The organism is Pseudomonas sp. Irchel 3F6 (genome assembly GCF_900187595.1).
Lineage (GTDB): Bacteria > Pseudomonadota > Gammaproteobacteria > Pseudomonadales > Pseudomonadaceae > Aquipseudomonas > Aquipseudomonas siliginis.
The window spans coordinates 458,425-482,038 of the sequence record NZ_FYDP01000003.1; the positions used below are offsets into that span (position 1 = coordinate 458,425).

The window sequence follows — 23,614 nt, forward strand, 5'->3', positions numbered from 1 at the left end:
AATTTAAGAAATTTTCAAAAAGTCGTTGACGTAAATCCGAAAAACCCTTTTAATGCGCCCCGTTGCCCAGATAGCTCAGTCGGTAGAGCAGGGGATTGAAAATCCCCGTGTCGGCGGTTCGATTCCGTCTCTGGGCACCAAATACCGAAAACCCTGAATCGCAAGATTCAGGGTTTTTTTATGCCTGCGATTTGACCCCCCTCCTCTCTTCCCCCTTCGATACACCCGGATTCCAGCTGTACTGGAAAAAACCCGAAATCTGTATCTCTCCGTGTAGATGGCGTTTCGCCAATACTTCAAGCAAGCCTTGGCGAGCCAATGACTGGCTCTACTTTGCGCCCCGCAACACTCTGGACTCCTGTAGCCCTCAGAGCGCAAACCCTGATTTTTTGAATCGATCGGCGTCGCCCGCAAGGTCACTTCCTGTCCAGCAAAAAATCTGAACCCAACCCACAGGCGAACTGCAGTTACTGCTTTTCAAACATTCCAGGATGAATGCTGGCGCCCCCGTGCGCCCGGCAAAAGAGCGAAACGGACGACGTATGATCAAGCAACTCATCAATGAAGACAGTTATGTGCAGATCGGCGATCTTTGCAGCGCAACGATCCAGCTGAAAATCGAAGGACTGAATCCCGCCGGCTCCATCAAGCTGAAGACCGCGCACGCGCTGATCACTGATCTTGAAGTTCGCGGACTGATCAACCACAAGACCCGCCTTATCGAATCCTCATCGGGGAATCTGGGCGTTGCGCTGGCCATGGTCTGCGCGGCCAAGGGCTACAAGTTCGTTTGCGTAATCGACCCGAATATTTCCGCGCCGAACCGCAAGCTGATTCAAGCCCTTGGCGCGCAAATGCTCATGGTCGATCAGCGTGACGAGAACGGCGGTTACCTGAATTCGCGGATTCGCCTGATCGAACAACTGGTCGCTGACAACGCCGACTACATCTGGCTCAACCAGTACAAGAATCCGACCAACCCCCTCGCCCACTATCAAGCGACTGCCAGGTCCATCGCGCGCAAGTTTTCCCAGGTGGATTACCTGTTCGTCGGCGCGGGCACCACCGGCACGCTGATGGGCTGCAAGAACTACTTCGCCGAACATCATCCGCAGACCAAATCATTGCCGTCGATACCGTCGGCTCGGTGACGTTCGGCCTGCCGGGCGGCACGCGCCATATCCCGGGGCTCGGCACCAGCCGCCTGCCGGAGATATTCGAGTCGTCGGGCATTCACGACTTCCTGTCGATTCCCGAGGAACAGACGATCAAGGTCTGCCGTTGGCTGGCGCAACGCTACGGCCTGCTCTTCGGCGGCTCCACCGGGACTGTGCTCGCCGGCATCCGCCAGTGGGCGCCGCATATCCGGCCCGACGATGTCGTGGTGGCGATCTCCCCCGACATGGGTGAGCGCTATCTCGAAACCATCTACTCCGACGACTGGGTCACCCAGCGGATCGGCGCAACCGCACTGCAGCCCCTTTTCCCTGAAATCGCTCTGGCACTCTCGGCGTAATCCTCATGACCACACAGAATCCGATCCAGCCGTTCCACGTCATCCCCGGCGCTGTCGTCAAAGACATCCTCAACGGGCTGCGGCATGCAACCATCGACATGGTGGCGCAGACCTACCTGACCCACGAGCGTGGCGAAACCGTTAACCCCGACAGTTATTTTCTGCGTTTCCCTGCGCAACCGGCGAACCGGATCATTGCGCTGCCGGCGGCCATCGTCGACAGCGAGGGCGATCAATCCGTCTCCGGGATCAAGTGGATTGCCAGTTATCCCGACAACATCAAGTCAGGCATTCCGCGCGCATCTGCCGTGCTGATTCTCAACGACCCGCAGACCGGTTATCCCTACGCCCTGCTCGAAGGTGCGCTGATCAGTGCCGTGCGCACGGCGGCGTCGGCGGTATTGGGTGCCTGGTGGCTGAATGGCCAGAACCGCCACGCGGCGACACTTTCGATCATTGGTGGCGGGGTAATCTCAAGAAATATCCTCGAGACTTTCGTCGCGGACGACTGGTCCTTCGACAGCGTGGGCATTCACGATCTCAACGCCGAATCGGCGCAAGCCCTCGCGGAATTTGGCGAACAACTGGGCCTGCCGGATGTGCGTCTGCTGTCGCTCGAAGACGCACTGACAGCCGACATCGTGGTGTTCGCCACCAGCGCGGGCGAGCCCTACGTAAAAGGCCAGGGCACGTTCCGCCCGGGGCAGATTGTTCTGAACATCTCGCTGCGGGATATCGGCGCCGAAATCATCGAGGAAAGTTACAACTACTTCGACGACATCACCCATTGCCTGAAGGCCAATACCTCACCGCATCTGGCCGAGCAGCAATACGGCCATCGCGACTTTGTCACCGGCACAGTGGCGCAGCTGATTCGCGGTGACCTGCACCTCGCCCAGGACAAACCGCTGATCTATTCGCCATTCGGCATGGGCATTCTCGATCTCGCGATTGGCCGGATGATCCACGACATTGCGGTGGCAGCCGGGACGGCAATTGCCATCCCGTCATTTTTTGGCGAGGAGCGCAGATGGTGAACGCGCCTGTGCACATCGGCCTGATCGGCTGCGGTTCGCGCGGATTGTCGGTATTCGAGCGCCTGTTGAGCCGCGCCGAGGAACGTCCGCAACAACCGGTCGTCATCGACATCTTCGAGCCCAACGTGCTCGGCAGCGGCGCGCACTGGCCCGATCAACCGGACTACCTGTTGCTCAACACCGTCGCCGGTCAGCTCGGGGTATTTCCCGACGCAGCAGCGTTCGGTGATCTGACCGACGCCCGGGAACGACCAGGGCCGGACTTTCTCGCGTGGTGCCGAGCACAGCGCGTCAAGGTTGACCCCGACAGCGGCCTGCTCGCCGCCGACGGTCGCGACGTCGAGCCGGAGGATTTTCTGCCACGGCACCTGCTCGGCGCTTATCTGGCCGACGCCTTCTCGCGGATCCTCGCGACCGCACCCGCTTGGGTCACGGTCAATCTGAATCGGCATCAGGTCACGGCGGTCGAGCGCCGCGAGAATCAGCAATACCTTCTGCTAACCGCCGACGGCGCTGCGGTGACGGTGGATCGTCTGGTGCTGACCGTTGGCCACACCGGACGCCTGCGCCTGGCGGGGCAGAACCGGGTCGACAACGTTTACCCGCTGCCGGGCAGCCTCACCACCGTCGAGCCCGGCGAAACGGTGTTGATCGAAGGGTTGGGCCTGGGCGCCATGGACACCCTGGCGGCGCTGACGGCTGGCAGAGGCGGGATCTACAAACCCATGGCTGATGGCAGTCACACTTACCAGCCTTCGGGTCAGGAGCCGGTGATCTTCATTCAGTCGCGGGACGGGCTGCCGTTTCGCACGCGTCCCAATGGCTTGATCGGCTGCCCCCGCCATAGCGCCGTGCTGCTCACGAGCGAGCGTATCGAATCGTTGCGGGTCAACGCGCACAACCGCCGACTGGATTTCGAACGGGACATTCTGCCGCTGATGCTGCTGGAGATGCGTGCCGCTGCGGTCGCCGTCCTGCATAAACCCTCAGCGCCGCAACAGCTGCTTGAGCAGCTCAGAACCGTCAGCGTTGTCGGCCCTGCCGGTGTGGCCGCTTGTGAAGCCTTGCTGCGCGAGTTCGAAGCGATTGCCGGCGCAATCAGTCCGCTGGAGCTGATCTGCCACGCACTGCCCGACAGCGTGACGCCTTACAACTATCACGCATGGATTTACGACACCCTCGAAGCCGACTTGCATGAAGCACGTCTGGGACGCGGCGCGTCGCCGATCAAAGCCGCCATCGAAGTCTGGCGCGACTTGCGCGACCGGCTGCGTGAGGCGGTCGATTTCGACGGGCTCACCGAAGATTCGCATCGGCAGTTCTATGGCCGCTGGCACAAGGCGATCAACCGTCTGGTCGCCGGCCCGCAAAAGGAGCGCCACGCCGATCTGCTCGCGCTGTGTGATGCCGGTTTGCTGACCTTCCTCAAGCCCGGCTCACGCCCGGCTATCGAACACTTCAAGCGAGTCGCCGGTTACGTCCAGAGCAGCGGCGTCAGCCACAGCGACTGCGCACCTGTGCGCGACCTCGCGCGCCTGGGCCTTGTGCGTCCACGCACCGATGTGCCGGGCATCGACGGCATCGATGTCGACGCGGCGTCCAACCCCAAGTCGAACAGCGGCGAAGCGGTGCGTGACATCTGGGTGCTGGGACCGCTCGCCGAAGGCTCTTGCTATTACAACCACTACGTCACCTCGGCGGGCGCACCTTCGCGGCTGTTCATGGACGCCCATCGAGTCGCCACCGCCATCCTTGAGACAGGAACTCGCGCATGAAACTCTACTATCAGACGCATTCGCCGTACGCCCGCAAGGTGTTGGTGCTGGCTCACGAACTTGGCATCGCATCGAGCCTTGAGGTGATACATCACGAGACCAGCCCGACTTCACCGAACGCGACCATTTACCAGGCCAACCCCTTGGGTAAAGTGCCGGTGCTGATGCTGCCCGACGACACCGCACTGTTCGATTCCATCGTGATTTGCGAATACCTCGATGACCTGAGCAACGGCCGTAAATTCATCCCGGCCAGCGGCCCCGAGCGCTACAAGGCGCTGCGCCTGCAGGCATTGGCGCAGGGCATGTGCGACGTCGGCATCAAGCTGCGCTGGGAAGTCGAGCGGCGCCCCGAGGCTTTGCGCTATCCGGCGTACGCGGACGGCCAGGCCTACAAACTCAAGGAGGCGTATCGCTTCATCGAAGAACACGTCGACCTCAATGGCCCGATCACCGTTGGCCACATCGCCTTGGCGACCGCGCTGGACTGGATCGCTTTCCGTCAACTCTCGGACTTCTCGGCGCAAACACGCCTGAGCGAGTGGTATCAGACGTTCTGCCAGCGCGCGTCCATGCGGGCGACCGAGTACAGCGGACAGACGCACGATTAAGCCAAGGAAACCGCTATGAGCTCTCTCTTGCTGCAAATGTCACCGATCGCGCTGGTGATCGCGCTGATCCTGATCGTCCGGCGTCCGCCGGTACAAGCGGCGCTGGCCGGTGTGGTGCTGGTGCTGGTGCTGTGGGCGCTGGGCGCTGCCGGGCCGGTGTCGGCGGCGATCTCCTCGGCGATTTTTCAGGACACCACGATCCTGTTTCTCAGCACCGCGTGCGTCATCGTCCCGGGGCTGGCCTTCGTCATTCTGGTCGAGCGCGGCGGCGCGCCACAGGCCATCGGCGCGTGGGTCAAGGAACTCGGCTGGACACCCCCGGCGCAGGTGATTTTCATCGTGCTGGGGCTGGCGCCGCTGCTGGAAGCGATGACCGGCTTCGGCGTTTCGCTGATCGCCACGGTGCCGCTGCTGATGGGGCTTTTCACTCGCCAGTCGGGGATGAAAATCGCTCTCGCCGGCATGGTGATCATGCCGTGGGGCACGCTGGGTCTGGCAACGGTGATCGGCGCCTTGCTGGCACATTTGCCGGCGCAAACCCTCGGTAGCCATTCAGCGCTGATCAGCGCGCCGGTGTTCCTCTGCCTGGCGTCGCTGGCCTTGTGGCAGGCCGGCATCCGCAGGATTACTCCGTGGCTGGGGCTGATCGTCGTGACCGCCCTGTTCGTTGCCGTGCTGTATTGCGTCAACCTGTGGGTCGGCCCGGAAGTTTCCGGTGTGCTGGCCGGGCTGGCCGTGGCTTGCGTCGGCCTGGGCATCTCCTGGGCGCAACGGAAAAAACTGGTGCGCTGGCCGAGCGCGGCATGGCCTTATCTGGCCTTGCTGGGAGTGATTGTGGCGTCGCGCGGACTGTTCGTGCTGTCGGGCTGGGATGGCCTGTGGGTTGTCAGGGGCGAACACGTTTCATGGAAGCCGCTGGCGTCTCCAGGGCTGGCGCTGCTGATCGTGACCGTGCTGATGGCGTTCAGGCAAACCGCGAGCGCGGGTTTCCCGTGGCCAGCGCTGTTCAACCGGGCGAAGTTTCCGGTCACGACAATCTTCCTGTTCCTGCTGCTGTCTCAGGTGATGGTCAACGCTGGATTCCTCGTCGAGGCGCAAAGCGCGTTGCAATCCATGTCGGGTATTTCGCTGGCACCGACGATCGCCCTGCTGGCAGGGATTGCCGGCTATGTCACCGGCTCCAACGTCGGCGGCAACACGCTGGTGATGCCGTCCATTGCCGCGCTGAGCAGCGAACACGGGGCGTGGCTGGCGGCAATGGTCAACAGCGCCGCCGGCCATGGCGCACTTGGCTCGCTGTCGATCCTGTCATTGATCACCGGACTTGCCGGGGCCAACCGCCAGGAAGAAAACAGCCTGATCCGCTTCGCCTTCGGTCTGGTGGCGCTGAACATCGTCATAGTTGCTGCAACGGGGATCGTTTTGCTCTACTTTCTGTGAATTGTTTCGAATCATCACAGAGAACTTATGGACAGGTTTGATTTGCCGGACAAGCGCTGGCGGATAGTCAAGGACTGGATTATTCGCCAGATCGACAGCGGTGACCTGGCGGCCGAAGCCAAACTGCCGTCAATCCGCGTTCTGGCGCGGATGTTCGAGACCAGCATCACCACGGTGCAGCGGGCGCTGGCCGATCTCGAGGCCGACGCCTACGTCTCGACGGTACCGCGCGTCGGCTACTTCGTCTCGGCATCAGGGCGGGCAAAACCGTCCGGCGCTTTCGACTTTTCCAGTGTCACCGTCAACGTCAATCATGCTGTGGTTGCGATGCTCTCCGAAGCGGCCTCGCGCACCACCGCATCGCTGAATTCGGCCGTCCTGCACAGCGATCTCACGCCCAACGTGCTGCTCAACAAATGCCTCTCGGTGCTGGCCGCCAAGACTGACAACACGCTGAGCGGTCTGGTCGCGCCACCCGGCCTGCCGGCGCTGCGACGGCGCATCGCCGGGCTGATGCTGACCCGCGGTGTAGTCTGCGGGCCGGACGATATTCTGGTGACGTCGGGCGACACCATCGCTCTCGAACTGGCCCTCGAAGCAGTCGCGTCGAAAGGCGCTACAGTCGCCATCGAAACCCCGACCTATTACGGCATCCTGCAGACCATCGAACGCCTGGGCATGCGCGCCCTGCCGATCCGCACCGACGGCCGCACGGGCCTGGATGTCGATCATCTGGAAGAAGCCCTGAAGCAAAAAAAGGTCGCGGTGATTTTTCTCAACCCGACGCTGCAGAATCCGCGTGGCTTCATCATGCCCGACGAAGCGCGCGCGCGACTTTCAAGGATCGCCCGGGAAGCGGATGTGCCGATCATCGAAGACGACATCTTCTTCGACCTGGTGCCCGAAGCTGATCGACCGCGCGCCCTCAAGAGCTACGACAGCAGCGGCCAGACGATCTACTGCTCGTCCTTTTCCAAAACCATCGCGCCGGGTTATCGCGTCGGCTGGTGTCTGGCCGGCAAATACCGCAATGCCATCCTCGCGCAGATGTTTTCGCGCAACCTGGCCGTTTCCAGCCTGGCGCAAAATGTTCTCAATGAATTCATCGGCCGTGGCTACATGGACGAGCACTGCGCCAGATTGAGGTCGCAACTGTCCTCGCTGGCGAGTTTTGTCGAAGCACTGGTGCGCACGGATTTCCCGCTCGGGACCGTCTATGTGCCACCGCGCGGCGGCTTCATCCACTGGGTCGAAATGCCGGCACACACCGACATGTCTGCGCTGCAGCAACTGGCCACGGAGCGTGGTTGCCACGTGGCTGGCAGCGGCATATTTTTCGCCGATGGCCAGGCTTCCACAGGCGTGCGCATTTGCCTCGGCACTATGCTGACCCCGGCGGTGATCGGCATTCTCAAGGTGATCGCCGAATGCGCCCACCTTGCCGCACGCCCGACGAGCCCGCGGCAGATGCCGACTGAACAGCTGCAAGAGCTGGCAGTTTCCTGACCGACTTGCGCGAGCCTCGCTTATGAATCAGAAAAGATCCCGTATTCGCTTGCCGCATCCCCCGCCGTATCGCCCGAGCCGCTGGACATTCTGGCTGACGGTGCTCGCTGGGGTGCTGATTGCCTTAGCCGTGTGTCTTTCGATCTACATGCTTATCGAAAGCTGGATCAGCGGTTCCATCACCACCAACAATCGCGGACCGCGCAGCACCTACACCTTGGCACTGCAACCTCGGCGATACTGGTTCGAGTTCGTCTGGCAGAGCTTCTGGACCGCGTTCATGTTGGCCATCGGTGTGTTCGGGCTGTGGATTTATCGCAAAGGACGGGTGCGTGAGCAGAGGCCGAAGGGCAAGCGCTCGCGATGATGCAACTGGGGCGCTTTTTTGAAGCAGCCTCTTACCTGCCTGTTCTTTCATTCCAGCGCAACACCAGATCGCTCACCGCAGCGCTGCCAACTCTGCGGCGATTGACTGGGCAAAAGCACGAAATGGACTACGGACATTTACCCTGTTACGCGCCTTCCGGTGGCAATGTCCTGCAACGCCTGTCCCACCCTTCCTTCCGAACTCGCAGGTTCGCCCGACATACCTGCGCCGCCTTCCCCGGCATGCTTGCGTCTCTGTTTCCAGAATGCGGAAGACCCGATGAGCCAGCTCAAACCTGCTGATACGCAAGACCATAAAATCGATTCACTGCTGGGCGAACTGGGCGAGCTGATTCGCCAGGCGCGGCAAAAAGTGCTACGCGCGGTCGATACGATTCAGGTGCAGACTTGTTGGCAAATCGGCCGGCATATCGTCGAGTTTGAACAGAAAGGCGCTCAGCGAGCGGGTTATGGCCAGCAGTTGCTCGCGCTGCTGGCGAAGGATCTAACGGGGCAATTCGGGAAGGGATTTGATGAGCGCAATCTGCGATATATGCGTAGCTTTTATCAGTCTTTTCCAATTTGGAACGCAGTGCGTTCCGAATTGAGCTGGACCCACTACCGCCGCCTGCTACGCGTCGAGAACGAGAAAGCGCGCCTGTGGTACATGAACGAATGCGCCGACCTCAACTGGTCAAGCCGCGCCCTTGATCGTCAGATCCTGACGCTCTACTACGAGCGCCTGCTGATGAGTCAGGACAAAGCCGAGGTGGTCGAGGAAGCCACGACCAACATCGACGCGATGAAATGCAATCCGCGGGAATTCATTCGCGATCCAGTCATGCTCGAATTCCTCGGCCTGCCCTCAGCAGGCAAAGTCAGGGAAAGCGGACTCGAACAAGCCCTCATCGATCACTTGCAAAGCTTTCTGCTTGAACTTGGCAAAGGCTTTTCCTTTGTCGCCCGCCAACAACGCATCAGCACTGACGGCGTCGACCTCTATATCGATCTGGTGTTCTACAACTATCTGCTCAAGTGCTTCGTGATCATCGACCTGAAACGCGGCAAGCTCAGCGCCCGCGATGTCGGGCAGATGGACATGTATGTGCGCATGTACGACGAGCTCAAGCGCAGCGAAGGTGACAAGCCAACCGTCGGTATCATTCTCAGCGCGGAAAGCAATGACTCGGTGGCGCGCTATTCCATGCTCAAAGGCAATGAGCAACTGTTCGCCAGCAGCTACAAGACGATACTGCCGAGCGAAGAAGAGTTACGTGCTGAACTCAACCGCGAACAGGCGTTGATCGAAGAACGCATGCTCATTCAATCCAGTGAATGAACCGGCCGGATTGTTCTTGATCAGCGCGGCGACTATGGTTGGCACCTAACCGCCGAGGTCAAGCGCCATAGGCAGCAAGCCCCCATTCGAGTTGGAAGACGCAGAGTTGAGCCAACCAGTTTTGACTGCAGCTGAAGGCACGTCCTTCAAGGAAACTGCCGACGACGGCTACGCACTCGGCGGCTTCACCTGGCGCCACAGTTCGCCCGATCCTCAGCGCCCGGTAGTCATCATCAACGCCGCCACCTCGGTGCGCTGTCGGCACTATTCACGGTTCGCGGCCTACCTGTTCAGCCATGGCTGCGATGTGATGACCTACGATTACCGGGGCATTGGCGAATCACGCAGCGAATCGATCAAAGGGCTGCGCGCTTCGTGGACTGACTGGGGCGCTCTGGATTTCGAAGCGATGCTCAAACGCGCGCAGCGGGAGTTTCCCGGTCAGCCAATCGATGTGGTCGCCCATAGTTTCGGCGGTTGCGCGGCGGGCTTAGCGGAGTCGGGCAAGGTGATCCGACGGTTGGTAACCGTCGGTGCGCAGTTCGCTTATTGGCGCGATTATGCTTCCGAACAGCGCTGGCGGATGTTCGGCAAGTGGCATGTGGTCATGCCTTTGATGGCGCTGCTCTGCGGCTATTTTCCAGGCAAGCGGATCGGCTGGCTGGAGGACACGCCAACCGGCGTAGTCTGCGACTGGAGCACACCCACTGCACGGTACGAGGATCGTCCAAGCGGTCGGGTGCTGATGAAAAAGGCGGGCGCCCTGCCCTTCGATGGCGTCCGCGCGCAGACCCTCGCCATCAGCCTCAGCGATGATCCTTACGGAACGATCCCGGCGATCGAACGCCTGCTCGGCTACTTCAGCAACGCGGCAAAAACCCATCTGCGCATTGCGCCGCAGGACATCGGCGAACGACAAGTCGGACATTTCGGCTTTTTTCGCAGCGCATACCAAGCCACACTATGGCCCATTGCTCTGACCTGGCTGCAGACCGGCGCACTGGCCGCCGATACACCCGGCCGACAAGTGCCACGCAGCTGAGCCCCTCTCAACGCACGACGGAACACATCATGGCCTCCGCCAACAAGCAGCAAAAACGCGCCACCCGGGCCAAAGCCAAGGCCAAGCAGAACCGCACCAAGCGCGCCGAAGCGCCGGTCGAGCTGGACCCGAACGACGACCGCATCGACTTCGAATCGGTGGACTTGACCGAGCTGTTCAAGAAAATGATCGACGCCGAGAAGATCAGCCAACAGGCCATGTGCACCGCGTTCCTCGAAGATCCGCTACTGGAACTGGTGTACGAGCAGGAAGGCGAAGAAGGCGCGATGGATTTCATCCTCGCCGCGCTGATCGAGTATCGCCAATGGTCGCAGGAAACCGACGAGGCCGGCGCGCTGGCGTGGATCGAATCCCCGGGCTTTCAGGCCGACTATGTGGCCGCGTCCGACGCGATCGCCGCACAAACCCAACAGAAGAACTGAGCTCCCATGGCATCCCTGAACAAGCAACAGAAACGCGCCAAACGCGCCAAGGCCAAAGCCAAGCAGATCCGTATGGTCGGGCGCAAACCGCTGGATCAGGACGAAGAGCTCGGCCACCTCGCCGAGCCGATCCCGGAATACACCCTGGCGATGTTCAGCAAAATGCGCGACGCCGAAGCCGTCAGCCGCAACGAAATGCTGCTGACCCTGCTGCGCGAACTGGCCTTCATCATCGTCGACCATCCTGAACTGCTCGACATGGAAAACGCCGACAACGAAGGCATGGCCGCCACCCACCTGGCCGCCGATATGCTCATCGACTACCGCATGTGGGCCGACGGCATGACCATCGAACAGGCCCAGGCCTGGCTGAGCGAGCCGCAGTTCATTACGGATTTCGGCGTGGCGCTGGATGCTTATGGCAAGTCGGTAGAGCCCCAGGAAGACAAGAGCGAATAAGCCCTTCTCAGAAACAAAAAACGGCCGCTAGTCATCCCTGACAGCGGCCGTTTTTGTTTTGGATGGCCTAGCTACTCTTTGTCCGGTGACGATGTATATCCCATTGACATATCCCCAGCACGATCTATCCTGAGCTAATCACAGGAACAGACCCGGGAGCTCGAATATGGAGCAGACCACAATTTTCATGAGCAACAGAAGTCAGGCAGTCCGACTGCCAAAGGCAGTTGCGATGCCCGGCGACGTTAAACGAGTGGAAGTCATCGCGATTGGCAGAACACGCGTCATTACGCCTGCTGGAGAAAGCTGGGATAGCTGGTTTGATGGCGACAGCGTCAGCCCTGATTTCATGGCTAACCGTGAGCAACCCACTGAACAGGAGCGCGAGTCGTTCTGATGATCAAGTACATGCTGGATACAAATATCTGCATCTTCACCATCAAGAACAAACCACAAATTGTCCGGGAAGCCTTCAATCGACATTCCGGGCAGTTGTGCATCAGCGCTATCACGCTTATGGAGCTTATTTACGGTGCTGAAAAGTCGGCGGCCCCGGAGAAAAATCTGGCAATTGTTGAAGGATTTGTCGCGCGACTGGATGTCTTGCCTTTCGATAACGACGCAGCCGCACAGGCCGGGATGGTTCGATCTGAACTCGCGAAGGCTGGAACGCCGATCGGGCCATACGACCAAATGATCGCTGGCCACGCACGCTCACTTGGACTCATTGTAGTGACGAACAACGTACGGGAGTTTCAACGCGTTTCCGGTTTGCGAATCGAGGACTGGGTTTAACCTGACTGGAAAGCTCAGAAACAAAAACGGCCGCTAGTCATCCCTGACAGCGGCCGTTTTTACATCACGCGTTACGACTCAGTTCAACACCACCGCACCACGCTTCTCCAGCTTGCGACGGCGCGACACCAGCAGACCAGCGGCTACCACCATCAGGCTCAGCAGGCCCGTGGCAAGGATCTCCACGCGGTGGGCTTCCTGGAACAGCATGATGGTCAGCGCGGCGACGATGAAGATGATCACCGCCCAGGTCAGCCCGGGGAACAGCCACATGCTGAAGACGATTTTCTCGCCGCGCGCCATGCGCTGTTTCCGCATGCGCAGTTGCGAGAAGGCGATCACCAGGTACACCAGCAGGGCGATGGCGCCGGAGCTGGCCAGGAGGAATTCAAACACCGCGGCCGGAGCCACATAGTTGGCGAAGGTGCAGAGAAACGCTGCGCCGGTCGACAACATCACCGCCCAGTAAGGCGTACCGCTCTTGTTGGTGCGGGTCGACATGGCCGGGGCATCGCCGCGCTTGCCGAGGGAAAAGAGCATGCGCGAGGAGGTGTACAGCGCCGAGTTCAGGCAACTGGTCACTGCGACCAGTACGACGATGTCGACGATCATCTTGGCGTTGGGAATGCCCATGCGCTCAAGTACGGTCTGGTAGGAACCCAGGTTGGCCAAGGTAGGATCGTTCCACGGCACCAGCGCAACCACGATGAAAATCGACACCAGATAGAACAGGCCGATCCGCCAGATCACCGAGTTGGTCGCTTTGGAAATCTGCTTGCCAGGGTCTTTCGATTCCGCCGCTGCGATGGTGACGATTTCGGTACCCATGAACGAGAACATGGTGGTCAGGATCGCGCCCAGCACAGCACCCATGCCATTGGGCAGAAAGCCGCCGCTGTCGAACAGGTGCGAAACGCCACTGACCTGGCTGGTCGGCAGGAAGCCGAAAATCGCTGCAAGGCCGAGGCCGATGAAGCCGATGATCGCAAGCACCTTGATCAGGGCGAACCAGAACTCGAACTCACCGTAATTCTTCACGCTGAACAGGTTGGTCACGGTCAGCAGCATGGTGATCACCAGCGCGAAAGCCCAAATGTCGACACCCGGGAACCACGCATGCAGGATGGTCGCGGCGGCGTTGGCTTCCAGCGGAATCACCAACACCCAGAACCACCAGTACAGCCAGCCGATGGTGAATCCGGCCCAGTGACCGATCGCGCGATCAGCGTAAGTCGAGAACGAACCGGTGTCCGGCGAAGCCACGGCCATCTCACCGAGCATGCGCATCACCAGCACCACCAGAGTACCGGCAGCGGCGTAGGCCAGCAGCACGGCCGGGCCGGCGGCAGCGATGGCGTGGCCGGAGCCGACGAACAGACCGGCGCCGATCACACCGGCGATCGACAACATGGTCACATGACGCGGTTTGAGCCCCTGTTCGAGGCCAGTGGAGCTTGGGGTACTGCTCATAGAGACTACCTTTGCAAGGAAAGCGAGTGCGTCCGGCGCGTCTGTAAATTCTTTCTCGTAAAAAGAATCCAACGGCCTGTTCCTTATTCTGCACGCAATATTTGCGCCAAAATGTTTCAAGTCCTTGAGGGCCGGGGGCTCCGGCATCCGATGCAAGTCCTTGAGTTTAATGGCTATTCGCCAGAACGTTACCCGGCGACTCACTTTCAAGACGAATCCGCGCACCAGAAACACACAGAAAAAGTGTGCGGCGCACAGAAAAAGGGCGAATAAGGAACGTTCGGCCGGATAGCGCTTCCAACACCCCGCCAAAGCTGGCAACATCGCGCCTTTTTTTACGCGGCACCCACGGGTTTACACGATCAAACACCCGTTCGGTTGTTGACGGGGCGACAGTCTGCTGCGCCGATGCGACAACCCGCCACATGCCACCCGTTTACCGCTCGTAGCGCTGTTGGCTGCCATTGAAACGCTATGCTAGCTTGGCCGCCTCGCCAGGAAGGCCCGCCAACAGCAGGAGCGCAACATATATGAGGAACGCACATGGCTGAGGCCACGCCCGCGCTTGAAATCCGCAACTTGCACAAACGCTACGGACAGCTGGAGGTGCTCAAAGGCATCTCGCTGACCGCCCGCGACGGCGACGTGATCTCGATCCTCGGCTCTTCCGGTTCCGGCAAGTCCACGTTCCTGCGCTGCATCAACCTGCTGGAAAACCCGCATCAGGGCCAGATCCTGGTGGCCGGTGAAGAACTCAAGCTCAAAGCCGCGAAGAACGGCGAACTGGTCGCCGCCGACGGCAAACAGATCAATCGCCTGCGCTCGGAGATTGGTTTTGTATTTCAAAACTTTAATCTGTGGCCGCACATGAGCGTGCTCGACAACGTCATCGAGGCCCCGCGCCGCGTGCTCGGCCAGAGCAAGGCCGAGGCCATCGAAGTCGCCGAAGCGTTGCTCGCCAAGGTCGGCATCGCCGACAAGCGCCACGCCTACCCGGCGCAATTGTCCGGTGGCCAGCAGCAACGCGCAGCGATCGCCCGCACGCTGGCAATGCAGCCGAAGGTGATCCTGTTCGACGAACCCACCTCCGCGCTTGACCCGGAAATGGTTCAGGAAGTACTTAGTGTCATCCGCGCATTGGCCGAAGAAGGCCGCACCATGCTGCTCGTGACCCACGAAATGGGCTTCGCCCGCCAGGTCTCCAGCGAAGTGGTGTTCCTTCATCAGGGCCTTATAGAAGAGCAAGGATCGCCACAGCAGGTGTTCGATAACCCGCTTTCGGCGCGCTGCAAACAATTCATGTCCAGCAACCGCTAACGGAGCAACATGCATGCAGAATTTCAAAAAGGTCTTCCTGGCCGCCGCCGTCACCCTCGCGTTCAGCGCCGGTGCCATGGCTGAAACCCTGAAGATGGGCATCGAAGCGGCCTACCCGCCGTTCAACAATAAAGACGCCAGCGGCCAAGTGGTCGGCTTCGACAAGGAAATCGGCGACGCCCTGTGCGCGAAGATGAAAGCCGAATGTTCCGTCGTCACTTCCGACTGGGACGGCATCATTCCGGCGCTGAACGCGAAGAAGTTCGACTTCCTGATTTCCTCGCTGTCGATCACCGAAGATCGCAAAGCCGCAGTGGACTTTACCGACCCGTACTACTCGAACAAATTGCAGTTCATCGCGCCGAAGAACGTCGACTTCAAAACCGACAAGGACTCGCTCAAGGGCAAAACCATCGGCACCCAGCGCGCAACGCTGGCCGGCACCTGGCTGGAAGACACCTACGGTGACGATATCAAGGTCAGCCTCTACGACACCCAGGAAAACGCCTACCTCGATCTGACCTCCGGCCGTGTCGACGCGATCCTCGCCGACAAGTACGCCAACTATGACTGGCTGAAAACCGACGCTGGCAAGAACTACGAGTTCAAGGGCGACCCGGTAGTGGAAAGCGACAAGATCGGTATCGCCGTGCGCAAGGGTGACAACGAACTGCGCAACAAGCTGAACGCCGCCCTGAAGGAAATCGTCGCCGACGGTACCTACAAGAAAATCAACGACAAGTACTTCCCGTTCAGTATCTATTGATCTGACCTGTGGGACCGGCGCCGTAATCAAGCGGCGCCGGCTCCCGACTTTGCCTGCCGCAATTTGAACAGAAACCCATGATTATCGACCTCTACGGATTCGGCCCGGCGCTCGCCGCTGGTGCGCTGATGACCGTCCAACTGGCCCTCACCGCGCTGTGCCTGGGCCTGGTGCTCGGCCTGCTCGGCGCCTTGGCCAAGACTTCCCCGTACAAGCCGCTGCAATGGCTTGGCGGTACCTATTCGACGCTGGTGCGCGGCGTCCCGGAATTGCTCTGGGTGCTGTTGATCTACTTCGGTACGGTCAACCTGATGCGCGCCCTCGGTGAGTACTTCGGCAACCCCGACCTGCAACTCAACGCTTTTGCCGCCGGTGTCATCGCACTGGGTTTGTGCTTCGGCGCCTACGCCACGGAAGTGTTTCGTGGCGCCCTGCTGGCCATTCCCAAGGGCCACCGTGAAGCCGGCCAGGCCCTGGGCCTGTCGAAATGGCGGATTTTCACCCGGCTGATCATGCCGCAGATGTGGCGCATCGCCCTGCCGGGCCTGGGCAACCTGTTCATGATCCTGATGAAAGACACCGCGCTGGTATCGGTCATCGGTCTGGAAGAAATCATGCGTCACGCGCAGATCGGTGTAACCGTGTCAAAACAACCGTTCACCTTCTATATGGTCGCGGCGATCATGTACCTCGGCCTGACAGTGCTGGCGATGACCGGCATGCACTTCCTGGAAAAACGCGCCGCCCGCGGCTTTGCGAGGAGCGCGCAATGAACTGGGAAGTCATCATCAAGTGGCTGCCAAAACTGGCACAGGGCGCGACCCTGACGCTGGAACTGGTCGCCATCGCGGTCATTGCCGGCCTGCTGCTCGCCATTCCGTTGGGCATCGCCCGCTCTTCGAAGCGCTGGTACGTGCGCTCGCTGCCTTACGCCTACATCTTCTTTTTCCGGGGCACGCCGTTGCTGGTGCAGCTGTTCCTGGTCTATTACGGCCTGGCGCAGTTCGACGCCGTACGTGAAAGCGCGTTGTGGCCCTACCTGCGCGATCCGTTCTGGTGCGCGACCGTGACCATGACCTTGCACACAGCGGCGTACATCGCCGAGATTCTGCGCGGTGCCATTCAGGCGATTCCACCCGGTGAAATTGAAGCCGCGCGAGCGTTGGGCATGTCCAGGCCCAAAGCGATGTTCTACATCATCCTGCCCCGTGCCGCGCGCATCGGCCTGCCGGCCTACAGCAACGAAGTGATCCTGATGCTCAAGGCCAGCGCCCTGGCCAGCACCGTGACCCTGCTGGAACTGACCGGCATGGCACGCACGATCATTGCCCGCACTTATCTGCCGGTGGAGATCTTCTTCGCCGCCGGTGTGTTCTACCTGGTCATGGCTTACGTGCTGGTTCGCGGCTTCAAGCTGCTGGAACGCTGGCTGCGCGTCGATGCCTGCCAAGGCCGCTGATACTTCCCACGTGCTGACGGGCGAGGCCCTACTCGCCCGCTTCACCGCGCTGGATGCTTATTTGATTGAGCATCAGGCGCTGTGGAAACCTCGACCGTTCACCCATTTTTCGCTTGCCTGGGAAGCGTCTTATCCAGAGTTGTCTGCGTGGCTACGCAAGCGATCGCTGGAAGATGCAGAACGCGCGCATAACCATCCTGCTGAACTCGTGGATGCGCCTGAGCCGTTCGCTTCATTGGCGAAGTTGTCGGCGCAGCTGAGTGCGGTCGGTGAGTTGTCGGGGCGTGCGCTTGAAGCTGCCGGGCATCGTTTGAATGTCGATGTGCCCGGGCGCAAGTGGCAGCAGATCGAGGCGTTTGCCGGTCGCTTGTCTTTCGCTTCGCCACCGACGCATTGGTTGGATTGGTGTTCAGGCAAAGGGCACTTGGGACGGCGCTTAACGGGGTCGGGGCAGCAACTGACTTGCGTTGAATACGATCCTTTATTGGTCGCCAGCGGTCAGGCACTGAGTCATCGTCATCACTTGCACGCCCTGCATGTCGAACAGGATGTACTCGCGGCAGACGCCCCGGCCGTATTGAACGCCGCCCACACCCCCGTCGCCCTCCACGCATGCGGTGATCTGCACGTGCGCTTGATGCATTTGGCCAGTGCTGCCGGCTGCCAGCAAATGGCGATCGCACCGTGCTGTTACAACCGCATCAGTCGTAACGAATACCAGGCCTCGTCCTGTGCAGGATCGGCATCGCTTCTACAGCTCTCGCTGGAAGATCTGGCGCTGCCGATGAACGAAACCGTCACCGCCGGTGCGCGCGTCCGGCGCCAGCGTGACACCTCGATGGCTCGTCGCCTGGCTTTCGACCTGCTGCAACGGCAAGTGCGCGGCGTCGATGAATACCTGCCAACGCCCTCCCTGCCCAGCGCCTGGCTGGACAAACCGTTCGCTGATTACTGTCGCGATCTGGCTGTGCTCAAAGAGTTATCCACAGTCGGCGAGCCAGATTGGCCCGAACTCGAAGCAACCGGTTGGCAGCGGTTGGCCGAAGTTCGCAACCTGGAATTGCTGCGCGGATTGTTCCGCCGCCCCCTTGAGCTCTGGCTGAATCTGGATCGGGCGCTTTTCCTCGCAGAACAGGGATACGTCGTACGCCTCGGCACCTTTTGCGACGCCTCACTCACACCGCGTAACTTACTGCTGCTCGCCGAGCGCGCCTAAAACGTTACGACCTGTGGATAACTCTGTTGATGGATTTGCTGTGGATCCAATACCTGCGCCTGTTTCGTCGCTTTAACAACACTGGTCATTTTTTGTTCACATGAATAAAAAACCTGTAAAACAGGGATTTGCGAACAAGATGAGAATGGGTTCACAACACCTCGCATAAGCCAGTATCCGCGCCCCTCAGTTGTGCATAAGCTGCCAATCAAAACGACATAACCGACGAATATTGGGCTAGCCGAGTGAATAATTGCGGGGTCCCGCAAGCCCAGACTCAACTGTACGCCCTGCATAGATGCCTCACTGCACGTGAGGTACAAAAGCTGCGTATAAATTTGCGCAGGGCCTGATTTTCCGGGAATGCAAAAATAGTCTGAATTCAGGGGTTTACAGGATCAACCCAATCGCTATAATCGTCGCCCACACGCCGGTATAGCTCAGTTGGTAGAGCAACTGACTTGTAATCAGTAGGTCCCGGGTTCGACTCCTGGTGCCGGCACCATACAAAACAAAGCCCCTGCAGAAATGCAGGGGCTTTGTTGTTTCTGGCGTTTGGAGCTCATTAGGAGGGCAACATCGCTGCGACAAAACCAACGACGCCTTATCTCAACCAGCAGCCCCCTACTCTGCCCGCGCGCCCGGACCCGTTACAATTTCACATCAGCCCAACATTGACGGGCTCTTGCACCTACCTATAATGCACCCCAATACACCCGCCAAGCCTAGGTTGACCCAGTCAGCAAGCTCAAATCGTGCGGGTTTTTTTTGCCTGGAGAAAACTACATGAGGCCCTTCGACAAGCCGGCCCTCAGCGTAGAACAGCAATTGGAACTGCTAAAGCAACGAGGCCTGCAAGTCGCAAATGACGAGCGCGCCATGCGTTTCCTGGAAGTGGTCACGCTGTTTCGCTTGAGTCCATACATGCGCCCTTTTCAGGAAACAAACCCTGAACACACCTTCAAACCTGGTAGCACTCAGAAAGCAGTCGTCGACATCTACCGCTTCGATGGCTCGTTGCGACGCATAACCATGAATGCTATCGAACGTGTCGAAGTCGCCATACGAGCGACTATCAGCAATCACATGTGCCCTAAGTACGGGCCTGACTGGATAGCTGACGCGTCAATCTTCTCTTCTTCATATTCACATGGCGAGTTATTGCGGCCCCTGCGAGATCAACTGGGCAAGGAGCGCCACAAACTGGGACGTGAGATTGATCGTATAAAAAAGAGCAGCCGAGTTGATCAGGTCCAGCACCAGCGAATTGAAAATCGCATGCGCGATAACTATTTTCGATTCTACGGATCAACCTATGCCCATCCCGAGTTGCCGCCCGCTTGGGCTGTTCTGGAAGAGCTCAGCCTTGGGACGGTATCCACGATGTTCAATGCCATAGGCAAAAGCGTCGACAAGAAAGCGATCGCGAGCAGATTTAATCTCCCCTTCGAAGTACTGGCCTCCTGGCTCCACACTCTGACCTTCATTCGAAACTGCTGCGCCCACCACTCACGACTATGGAACAGAGAGCTCTCGATTCGACCATCCTTACCAAAAGAATGGGTCATCCAAAATGCGCCTGGCAATCGGCCTCAACCCAAGCAGCGGCTATTTATAGTACTAACGATGCTGGCGTATTTAACCGATTTGATCAGTCCAGACAGCCAGTGGAAATTTCACTTGGCCGAAATAATGGACCAGAGGGAACCGGGTGATTTGAAACTTATGGGATTTCCAGATGACTGGAAACGGCAATCGCAATGGTGTTTGGGGTAGAGGAAGCCAGAGGTCTTGTTCTTTTGCCATTGCGCGGAGAAACAGAATTGGGGACAGACCACGTTTTTCAAAAAATGACAGAGTCGCAACCTGAATTCATTTTTTACGATTTTAGTGCTGACGCCATACAAAACGAAGCCCTGCAAAAATGCAGGGGCTTCGTTTTGTATTGCAGAGGTCAGGCCAAAGGCCTTAGTGGTATCAAGCAATATGCAAATCCCGCAACGCCTCAGGATGCTGACTTGCGACCCGCAAGAGAGTCTGCGCTGCACCCGTCGGTTGCCTGCGCCCCTGCTCCCAATCCTGCAAAGTCCGCGCTTATGCCTCGCAGTATCTGCACGAGCTAAGCAAGGCATTGATCGATGATGTGGTGAAGTAATGGATTCGCCACCAGAAAGGCATCGATGCAAACCGCCATTCGAAGCCCTCCTTGATGCGAGGGCTTTTTGCATTTCAGGCCTGCCGAAAACATGCCGGCCTTCCTCAAGGTCCCTTGGTGCGGGGACATATCCGACTTCCCTCCTGCATCTATCCAGATAACCCGCCAGCCACTGGAGCGTTCTTGGCCAACGCATGGGCTGCCCAGCAGCCAACTGGGAACTAACGCCGAGCGCAACACTCACTTACAAAGCGCGGCGCTGTGGAAGAGTCATCTCGCTTCATCACGTCAGCACAACGGACTGAACGCATGACATGGCCCTAGAGACCATCGATGAACTCGACATCAAGAACGCCAAATGCCTCCCCACTTCCCCTCCACGTCAGGGACTTTGCTGACTGCCGAAATATCGCTCACGGCGCTGCATTCATCATCGTTTCGGGCAGCTCCGCGAAAGATTTTCCCATTGAACAGTTTGCCGACATCCCGATGATCACGGTGAACGGTGCGATATCCATGTTCATGGGAACAGGCATAAAGCCGTTCTTCTATGCATGCACCGACACCAGTTTTTCGATACAACAGCCTGACTTGTTTGCCTATGCGATGCGCACCAGTCAGCGAGTAGCTCTCTGGGCTCGCCAGGCCCAGGAACTGGCCGTTGAACCGACAGGTGATCTCTATCTTCTGAAGAAAGCGCCCAAACCAACCCTGACTGAATGGCTACTGCGCAACAACCAGGATCTCGTACGCAATCGCGCTGTTCTGGGTAGCCGAAACCGCAGTATCGGGTTCAGCAAAAACCTGGCCCATGGTTTTTTTGATGCCCGCACAGTCTTGTATCTCGCACTCCAACTTGCCTATCACGCAGGCTTTTCAAAGGTGATTTTGGTGGGAGCGGATATGAACCAGTCCGCGGGGCGCTTTTACGAGACTGATGGAAGCTCTATCTCGCCGTGCGGTCTGGATCAGCATTTTCATTCCAGAATACTTCCATCTCTGAAACTCATGTCCGACAAAGTCGTCGGCAAAGAGTTTGCCGTTTACAACTTGTCGCCCTCTTCGCGAATTCCTTCCGGCGTCATTCCGGTCAAAACACTCGACGAAGTCAAAGCGATAATTCAGACCTGACTGACCTCGAACACAAACGAAATTCTGCCCTCACTTGCGCTCCAGACATAGCGCAAGTGCTTGCCCTGCTTCGGAATCGATACCGCCGGCGGACGAAACGCCGCAACGCATTCATGCCCAGGCAACCGGACGCTGCTATAGAGCAAGCCCCACGACTCGACGTCGCGCAGTTGCCGCGCGAACAGCTGTGATGGGCCATAGGCCTCAGGATCAGGCTGATGCAGATGATCAAAGCCATGGCGAACGTCGTGCAGCGGCTTGATCACCTGATTGATGTAAGTACGCATGGTCAATTCGAGATCGGCTTCCTGGGTCGCCGCGAGAAAGCGTTCCTGGTGAAAACAGGTTTCAGCGATGGCCGCAGCCTGGCTGCTGGCGGCGTAATAGACGCCGAAGGTGCCGTCACTGAAACGGCTGCGTTTGCCGACGTGAGTGAACGCGGCCATCACCGGGCTGGAACCGGGGCCGGACAGACGATCTTCGGGACGTACGCGGGCAAGGACGCCGGCCTGTTCGATCAGGCGATCATTGGTCAGCGCTTCGATGGCGTAGGCAACTTCGAGGTCCTCGGGGTCGAGGACGTCTTCGAACAGCGCAATCGGCGGGAAGCTGCTGTTGACGATGCGATAGGCGCGTGGCCATGGCACGTCGACCAGCGCCGGCGCTTTCAACCGCGCACTCCGTCGAGGTAGCGGCGCACATCGGCGATATCGACCACTCGGCCCGCCAGCATGTAATCCAGGGCGGTTTTGCCATTGAACGGTGCCGCAGTGTTCGGGCTGCTGACCCACTTGTAGGCGCGCTCACGGCTATTGCTGAAGATGATGCTCAGCGCCTTGTGAATGCCTATCAGATAAGAGATGCGCTCAAGGGTATCGTTAGGCAGACGTACGTTCGGCAGGTGTTTGTATTTATAGAAGGTGGTGTTACCGACACCGCCCAGCAATGTGCGTTGCTGCTCAGCGCTGCAGCCCCAGCGCTCCATGAGGTTAAAGAAGAACTTCAGCGCGACGCGACCGGCTTCGGGGGCGTCGAGTTGTTCGCGTGGGGTGAGAGCTGGGGATGAGGTAGGCATAGACGCCTCCTGATTTTTTGTCTTAGCTGAAGACTAGTACATAACTGTAATTTTTTAGCGTTTTGATACACAAATGAACGAATCGTAATAATCAAACGCTCAGAAGCCGGAGTTAAGCCGGCTTATGTTTTTCTGCGCTATTTAAACAGTTCTGAATGACTCCCTAAACGATCCCAAGACTTCTTGAATTCAGAAGTCTGTGCACACTGTTTAGGCCGATCAGCGCGTTTTTGCGTTTTCTCCTGTTTCGCCATCAGCATTCCTTAGCATGTCGTCTATCGAGTCGAAACGCTGACGGATTTCTCGTGCTTCCATCATTGCGCGGGCCGTCTTCTCCGATGGAACTCGCACCTCGAAGGGAAGCCCCTGAGTAGCAACAACCTGTCGCAGAAAAAGTCGCATGGCGTCGCTAATGCTCAGCCCGCAAGCGTTCAAGACTTCAGTGGCACGCGCTTTCAAATCCTCATCAATGCGGCAGCGCACATCGGTAGTTTTCAGTAGTGCAGCCATTTCAATTACCTCATCGTGGTTTTGTAGCTACATCAGCGCTACCTCTGCATTGTGTTCGGAGTGATCTTTGGGGGTCAATGCGAAGTTGATAGGTGGTTATCTACCACCATGGCTCGCATGCCAGACATCCATTTCAACTCCTTTGACTGTTGGGCGCTATCAGCTGAATCGTTACTTTACCTGAGA

Annotated in this window: 24 protein-coding genes, 2 tRNA genes and 2 pseudogenes; 23 read left to right on the plus strand and 5 right to left on the minus strand. The window is 58.8% G+C overall.

Annotated elements, in window-relative coordinates; genetic code table 11:
* Positions 1 to 64 precede the first annotated feature (64 nt).
* The 14 genes and pseudogenes from CKW30_RS13645 (at position 65) to vapC (ending at position 12,329) form a co-directional block, all read left to right on the plus strand.
* Positions 65 to 140, plus strand: a tRNA-Phe gene (locus CKW30_RS13645).
* A gap of 402 nt (positions 141 to 542) precedes the next feature.
* Positions 543 to 1,516, plus strand: a pseudogene (gene sbnA / locus CKW30_RS27890) (2,3-diaminopropionate biosynthesis protein SbnA).
* Between the two features lie 5 nt (positions 1,517 to 1,521).
* Positions 1,522 to 2,553: a 2,3-diaminopropionate biosynthesis protein SbnB gene (sbnB, locus tag CKW30_RS27895; RefSeq protein WP_095181068.1), complete on the plus strand. Its 1,032-nt coding sequence runs from the start codon at positions 1,522 to 1,524 to the stop codon at positions 2,551 to 2,553.
* Positions 2,547 to 4,328 (plus strand): FAD/NAD(P)-binding protein, encoded by a 1,782-nt coding sequence (locus CKW30_RS13660; protein ID WP_095181069.1) that lies wholly within the window; start codon positions 2,547 to 2,549, stop codon positions 4,326 to 4,328. The genes sbnB and CKW30_RS13660 overlap by 7 nt, the downstream gene beginning before the upstream one ends.
* Complete coding sequence (locus CKW30_RS13665) at positions 4,325 to 4,939, plus strand: glutathione S-transferase family protein (protein WP_095181070.1); 615 nt, start codon at positions 4,325 to 4,327, stop codon at positions 4,937 to 4,939. The genes CKW30_RS13660 and CKW30_RS13665 overlap by 4 nt, the downstream gene beginning before the upstream one ends.
* Positions 4,940 to 4,954: 15 nt before the next feature.
* Positions 4,955 to 6,379: an L-lactate permease gene (locus tag CKW30_RS13670; RefSeq protein WP_095181071.1), complete on the plus strand. Its 1,425-nt coding sequence runs from the start codon at positions 4,955 to 4,957 to the stop codon at positions 6,377 to 6,379.
* Positions 6,380 to 6,406: 27 nt separating this feature from the next.
* Positions 6,407 to 7,885, plus strand: a complete 1,479-nt coding sequence (locus CKW30_RS13675; protein ID WP_095181072.1) for a PLP-dependent aminotransferase family protein — start codon at positions 6,407 to 6,409, stop codon at positions 7,883 to 7,885.
* A 22-nt stretch (positions 7,886 to 7,907) separates the two neighbouring features.
* Positions 7,908 to 8,252: a hypothetical protein gene (locus tag CKW30_RS13680; RefSeq protein ID WP_095181073.1), complete on the plus strand. Its 345-nt coding sequence runs from the start codon at positions 7,908 to 7,910 to the stop codon at positions 8,250 to 8,252.
* A 279-nt stretch (positions 8,253 to 8,531) separates the two neighbouring features.
* Positions 8,532 to 9,590 (plus strand): YhcG family protein, encoded by a 1,059-nt coding sequence (locus CKW30_RS13685; RefSeq protein WP_095181074.1) that lies wholly within the window; start codon positions 8,532 to 8,534, stop codon positions 9,588 to 9,590.
* A gap of 106 nt (positions 9,591 to 9,696) precedes the next feature.
* Positions 9,697 to 10,632: an alpha/beta fold hydrolase gene (locus tag CKW30_RS13690; RefSeq protein WP_256584334.1), complete on the plus strand. Its 936-nt coding sequence runs from the start codon at positions 9,697 to 9,699 to the stop codon at positions 10,630 to 10,632.
* Between the two features lie 29 nt (positions 10,633 to 10,661).
* Positions 10,662 to 11,075 carry a hypothetical protein gene (locus tag CKW30_RS13695; RefSeq protein ID WP_095181076.1) on the plus strand — a complete coding sequence of 138 codons (414 nt, stop codon included), beginning with the start codon at positions 10,662 to 10,664 and terminating at the stop codon, positions 11,073 to 11,075.
* Between the two features lie 6 nt (positions 11,076 to 11,081).
* The gene (locus CKW30_RS13700; RefSeq protein WP_056787197.1) at positions 11,082 to 11,534 is read left to right on the plus strand and encodes a hypothetical protein; all 453 of its coding nucleotides are present in this window, start codon (positions 11,082 to 11,084) and stop codon (positions 11,532 to 11,534) included.
* 166 nt (positions 11,535 to 11,700) lie between these two features.
* Positions 11,701 to 11,931 (plus strand): type II toxin-antitoxin system VapB family antitoxin, encoded by a 231-nt coding sequence (gene vapB, locus CKW30_RS13705; RefSeq protein ID WP_024011210.1) that lies wholly within the window; start codon positions 11,701 to 11,703, stop codon positions 11,929 to 11,931.
* A complete protein-coding gene (gene vapC, locus CKW30_RS13710) occupies positions 11,931 to 12,329 on the plus strand; it encodes a tRNA(fMet)-specific endonuclease VapC (RefSeq protein ID WP_016772140.1) in 399 nt (132 codons plus the stop codon). Before vapB ends, vapC begins: the two co-directional genes overlap by 1 nt.
* Positions 12,330 to 12,407: 78 nt before the next feature.
* Here the strand turns inward: vapC and gabP are convergent, their stop codons facing one another.
* Positions 12,408 to 13,799, minus strand: a complete 1,392-nt coding sequence (gene gabP, locus CKW30_RS13715; protein WP_016772141.1) for a GABA permease — start codon at positions 13,797 to 13,799, stop codon at positions 12,408 to 12,410.
* A 543-nt stretch (positions 13,800 to 14,342) separates the two neighbouring features.
* Between gabP and CKW30_RS13720 the strand changes: the two genes are divergently transcribed.
* From CKW30_RS13720 to CKW30_RS13750, 7 genes are all read left to right on the plus strand, one after another.
* Positions 14,343 to 15,116 carry an ABC transporter ATP-binding protein gene (locus tag CKW30_RS13720; protein ID WP_024011209.1) on the plus strand — a complete coding sequence of 258 codons (774 nt, stop codon included), beginning with the start codon at positions 14,343 to 14,345 and terminating at the stop codon, positions 15,114 to 15,116.
* A gap of 13 nt (positions 15,117 to 15,129) precedes the next feature.
* A complete protein-coding gene (locus CKW30_RS13725; RefSeq protein ID WP_095181077.1) occupies positions 15,130 to 15,882 on the plus strand; it encodes an ABC transporter substrate-binding protein in 753 nt (250 codons plus the stop codon).
* A 77-nt stretch (positions 15,883 to 15,959) separates the two neighbouring features.
* Positions 15,960 to 16,655 carry an ABC transporter permease gene (locus CKW30_RS13730; RefSeq protein WP_041477511.1) on the plus strand — a complete coding sequence of 232 codons (696 nt, stop codon included), beginning with the start codon at positions 15,960 to 15,962 and terminating at the stop codon, positions 16,653 to 16,655.
* The gene (locus CKW30_RS13735; protein WP_016772145.1) at positions 16,652 to 17,341 is read left to right on the plus strand and encodes an ABC transporter permease; all 690 of its coding nucleotides are present in this window, start codon (positions 16,652 to 16,654) and stop codon (positions 17,339 to 17,341) included. The genes CKW30_RS13730 and CKW30_RS13735 overlap by 4 nt, the downstream gene beginning before the upstream one ends.
* Positions 17,322 to 18,557, plus strand: a complete 1,236-nt coding sequence (locus tag CKW30_RS13740; RefSeq protein ID WP_095181078.1) for a methyltransferase — start codon at positions 17,322 to 17,324, stop codon at positions 18,555 to 18,557. The genes CKW30_RS13735 and CKW30_RS13740 overlap by 20 nt, the downstream gene beginning before the upstream one ends.
* Before the next feature lie 429 nt (positions 18,558 to 18,986).
* Positions 18,987 to 19,062, plus strand: a tRNA-Thr gene (locus tag CKW30_RS13745).
* Positions 19,063 to 19,343: 281 nt separating this feature from the next.
* Positions 19,344 to 20,333, plus strand: coding sequence for an Abi family protein (locus CKW30_RS13750; RefSeq protein ID WP_095181079.1), 990 nt, complete (start codon positions 19,344 to 19,346; stop codon positions 20,331 to 20,333).
* 201 nt (positions 20,334 to 20,534) lie between these two features.
* Here CKW30_RS13750 and CKW30_RS27575 read toward each other — a convergent pair.
* Positions 20,535 to 20,648, minus strand: a pseudogene (locus tag CKW30_RS27575) (helix-turn-helix domain-containing protein); the annotation flags it as partial.
* A gap of 19 nt (positions 20,649 to 20,667) precedes the next feature.
* On the opposite strand from CKW30_RS27575, the gene CKW30_RS27580 reads away from it, so the two are divergent.
* The gene (locus CKW30_RS27580) at positions 20,668 to 20,712 is read left to right on the plus strand and encodes a hypothetical protein (RefSeq protein WP_236168269.1); all 45 of its coding nucleotides are present in this window, start codon (positions 20,668 to 20,670) and stop codon (positions 20,710 to 20,712) included.
* Positions 20,713 to 21,045: 333 nt separating this feature from the next.
* A complete protein-coding gene (locus tag CKW30_RS13760) occupies positions 21,046 to 21,843 on the plus strand; it encodes a lipopolysaccharide biosynthesis protein (RefSeq protein ID WP_095181080.1) in 798 nt (265 codons plus the stop codon).
* Here CKW30_RS13760 and CKW30_RS13765 read toward each other — a convergent pair.
* The 3 genes from CKW30_RS13765 to CKW30_RS13780 form a co-directional block, all read right to left on the minus strand.
* On the minus strand, positions 21,834 to 22,499 hold the full coding sequence (locus tag CKW30_RS13765; protein ID WP_095181167.1) for an RES family NAD+ phosphorylase: 666 nt from the start codon (positions 22,497 to 22,499) through the stop codon (positions 21,834 to 21,836). The two genes, CKW30_RS13760 and CKW30_RS13765, sit on opposite strands and share 10 nt — an antisense overlap.
* 11 nt (positions 22,500 to 22,510) lie before the next feature.
* Positions 22,511 to 22,918, minus strand: a complete 408-nt coding sequence (locus tag CKW30_RS13770; RefSeq protein WP_095181081.1) for an MbcA/ParS/Xre antitoxin family protein — start codon at positions 22,916 to 22,918, stop codon at positions 22,511 to 22,513.
* Between the two features lie 219 nt (positions 22,919 to 23,137).
* A complete protein-coding gene (locus CKW30_RS13780) occupies positions 23,138 to 23,428 on the minus strand; it encodes a type II toxin-antitoxin system RelB/DinJ family antitoxin (protein WP_056787159.1) in 291 nt (96 codons plus the stop codon).
* Between the last annotated feature and the right edge of the window lie 186 nt (positions 23,429 to 23,614).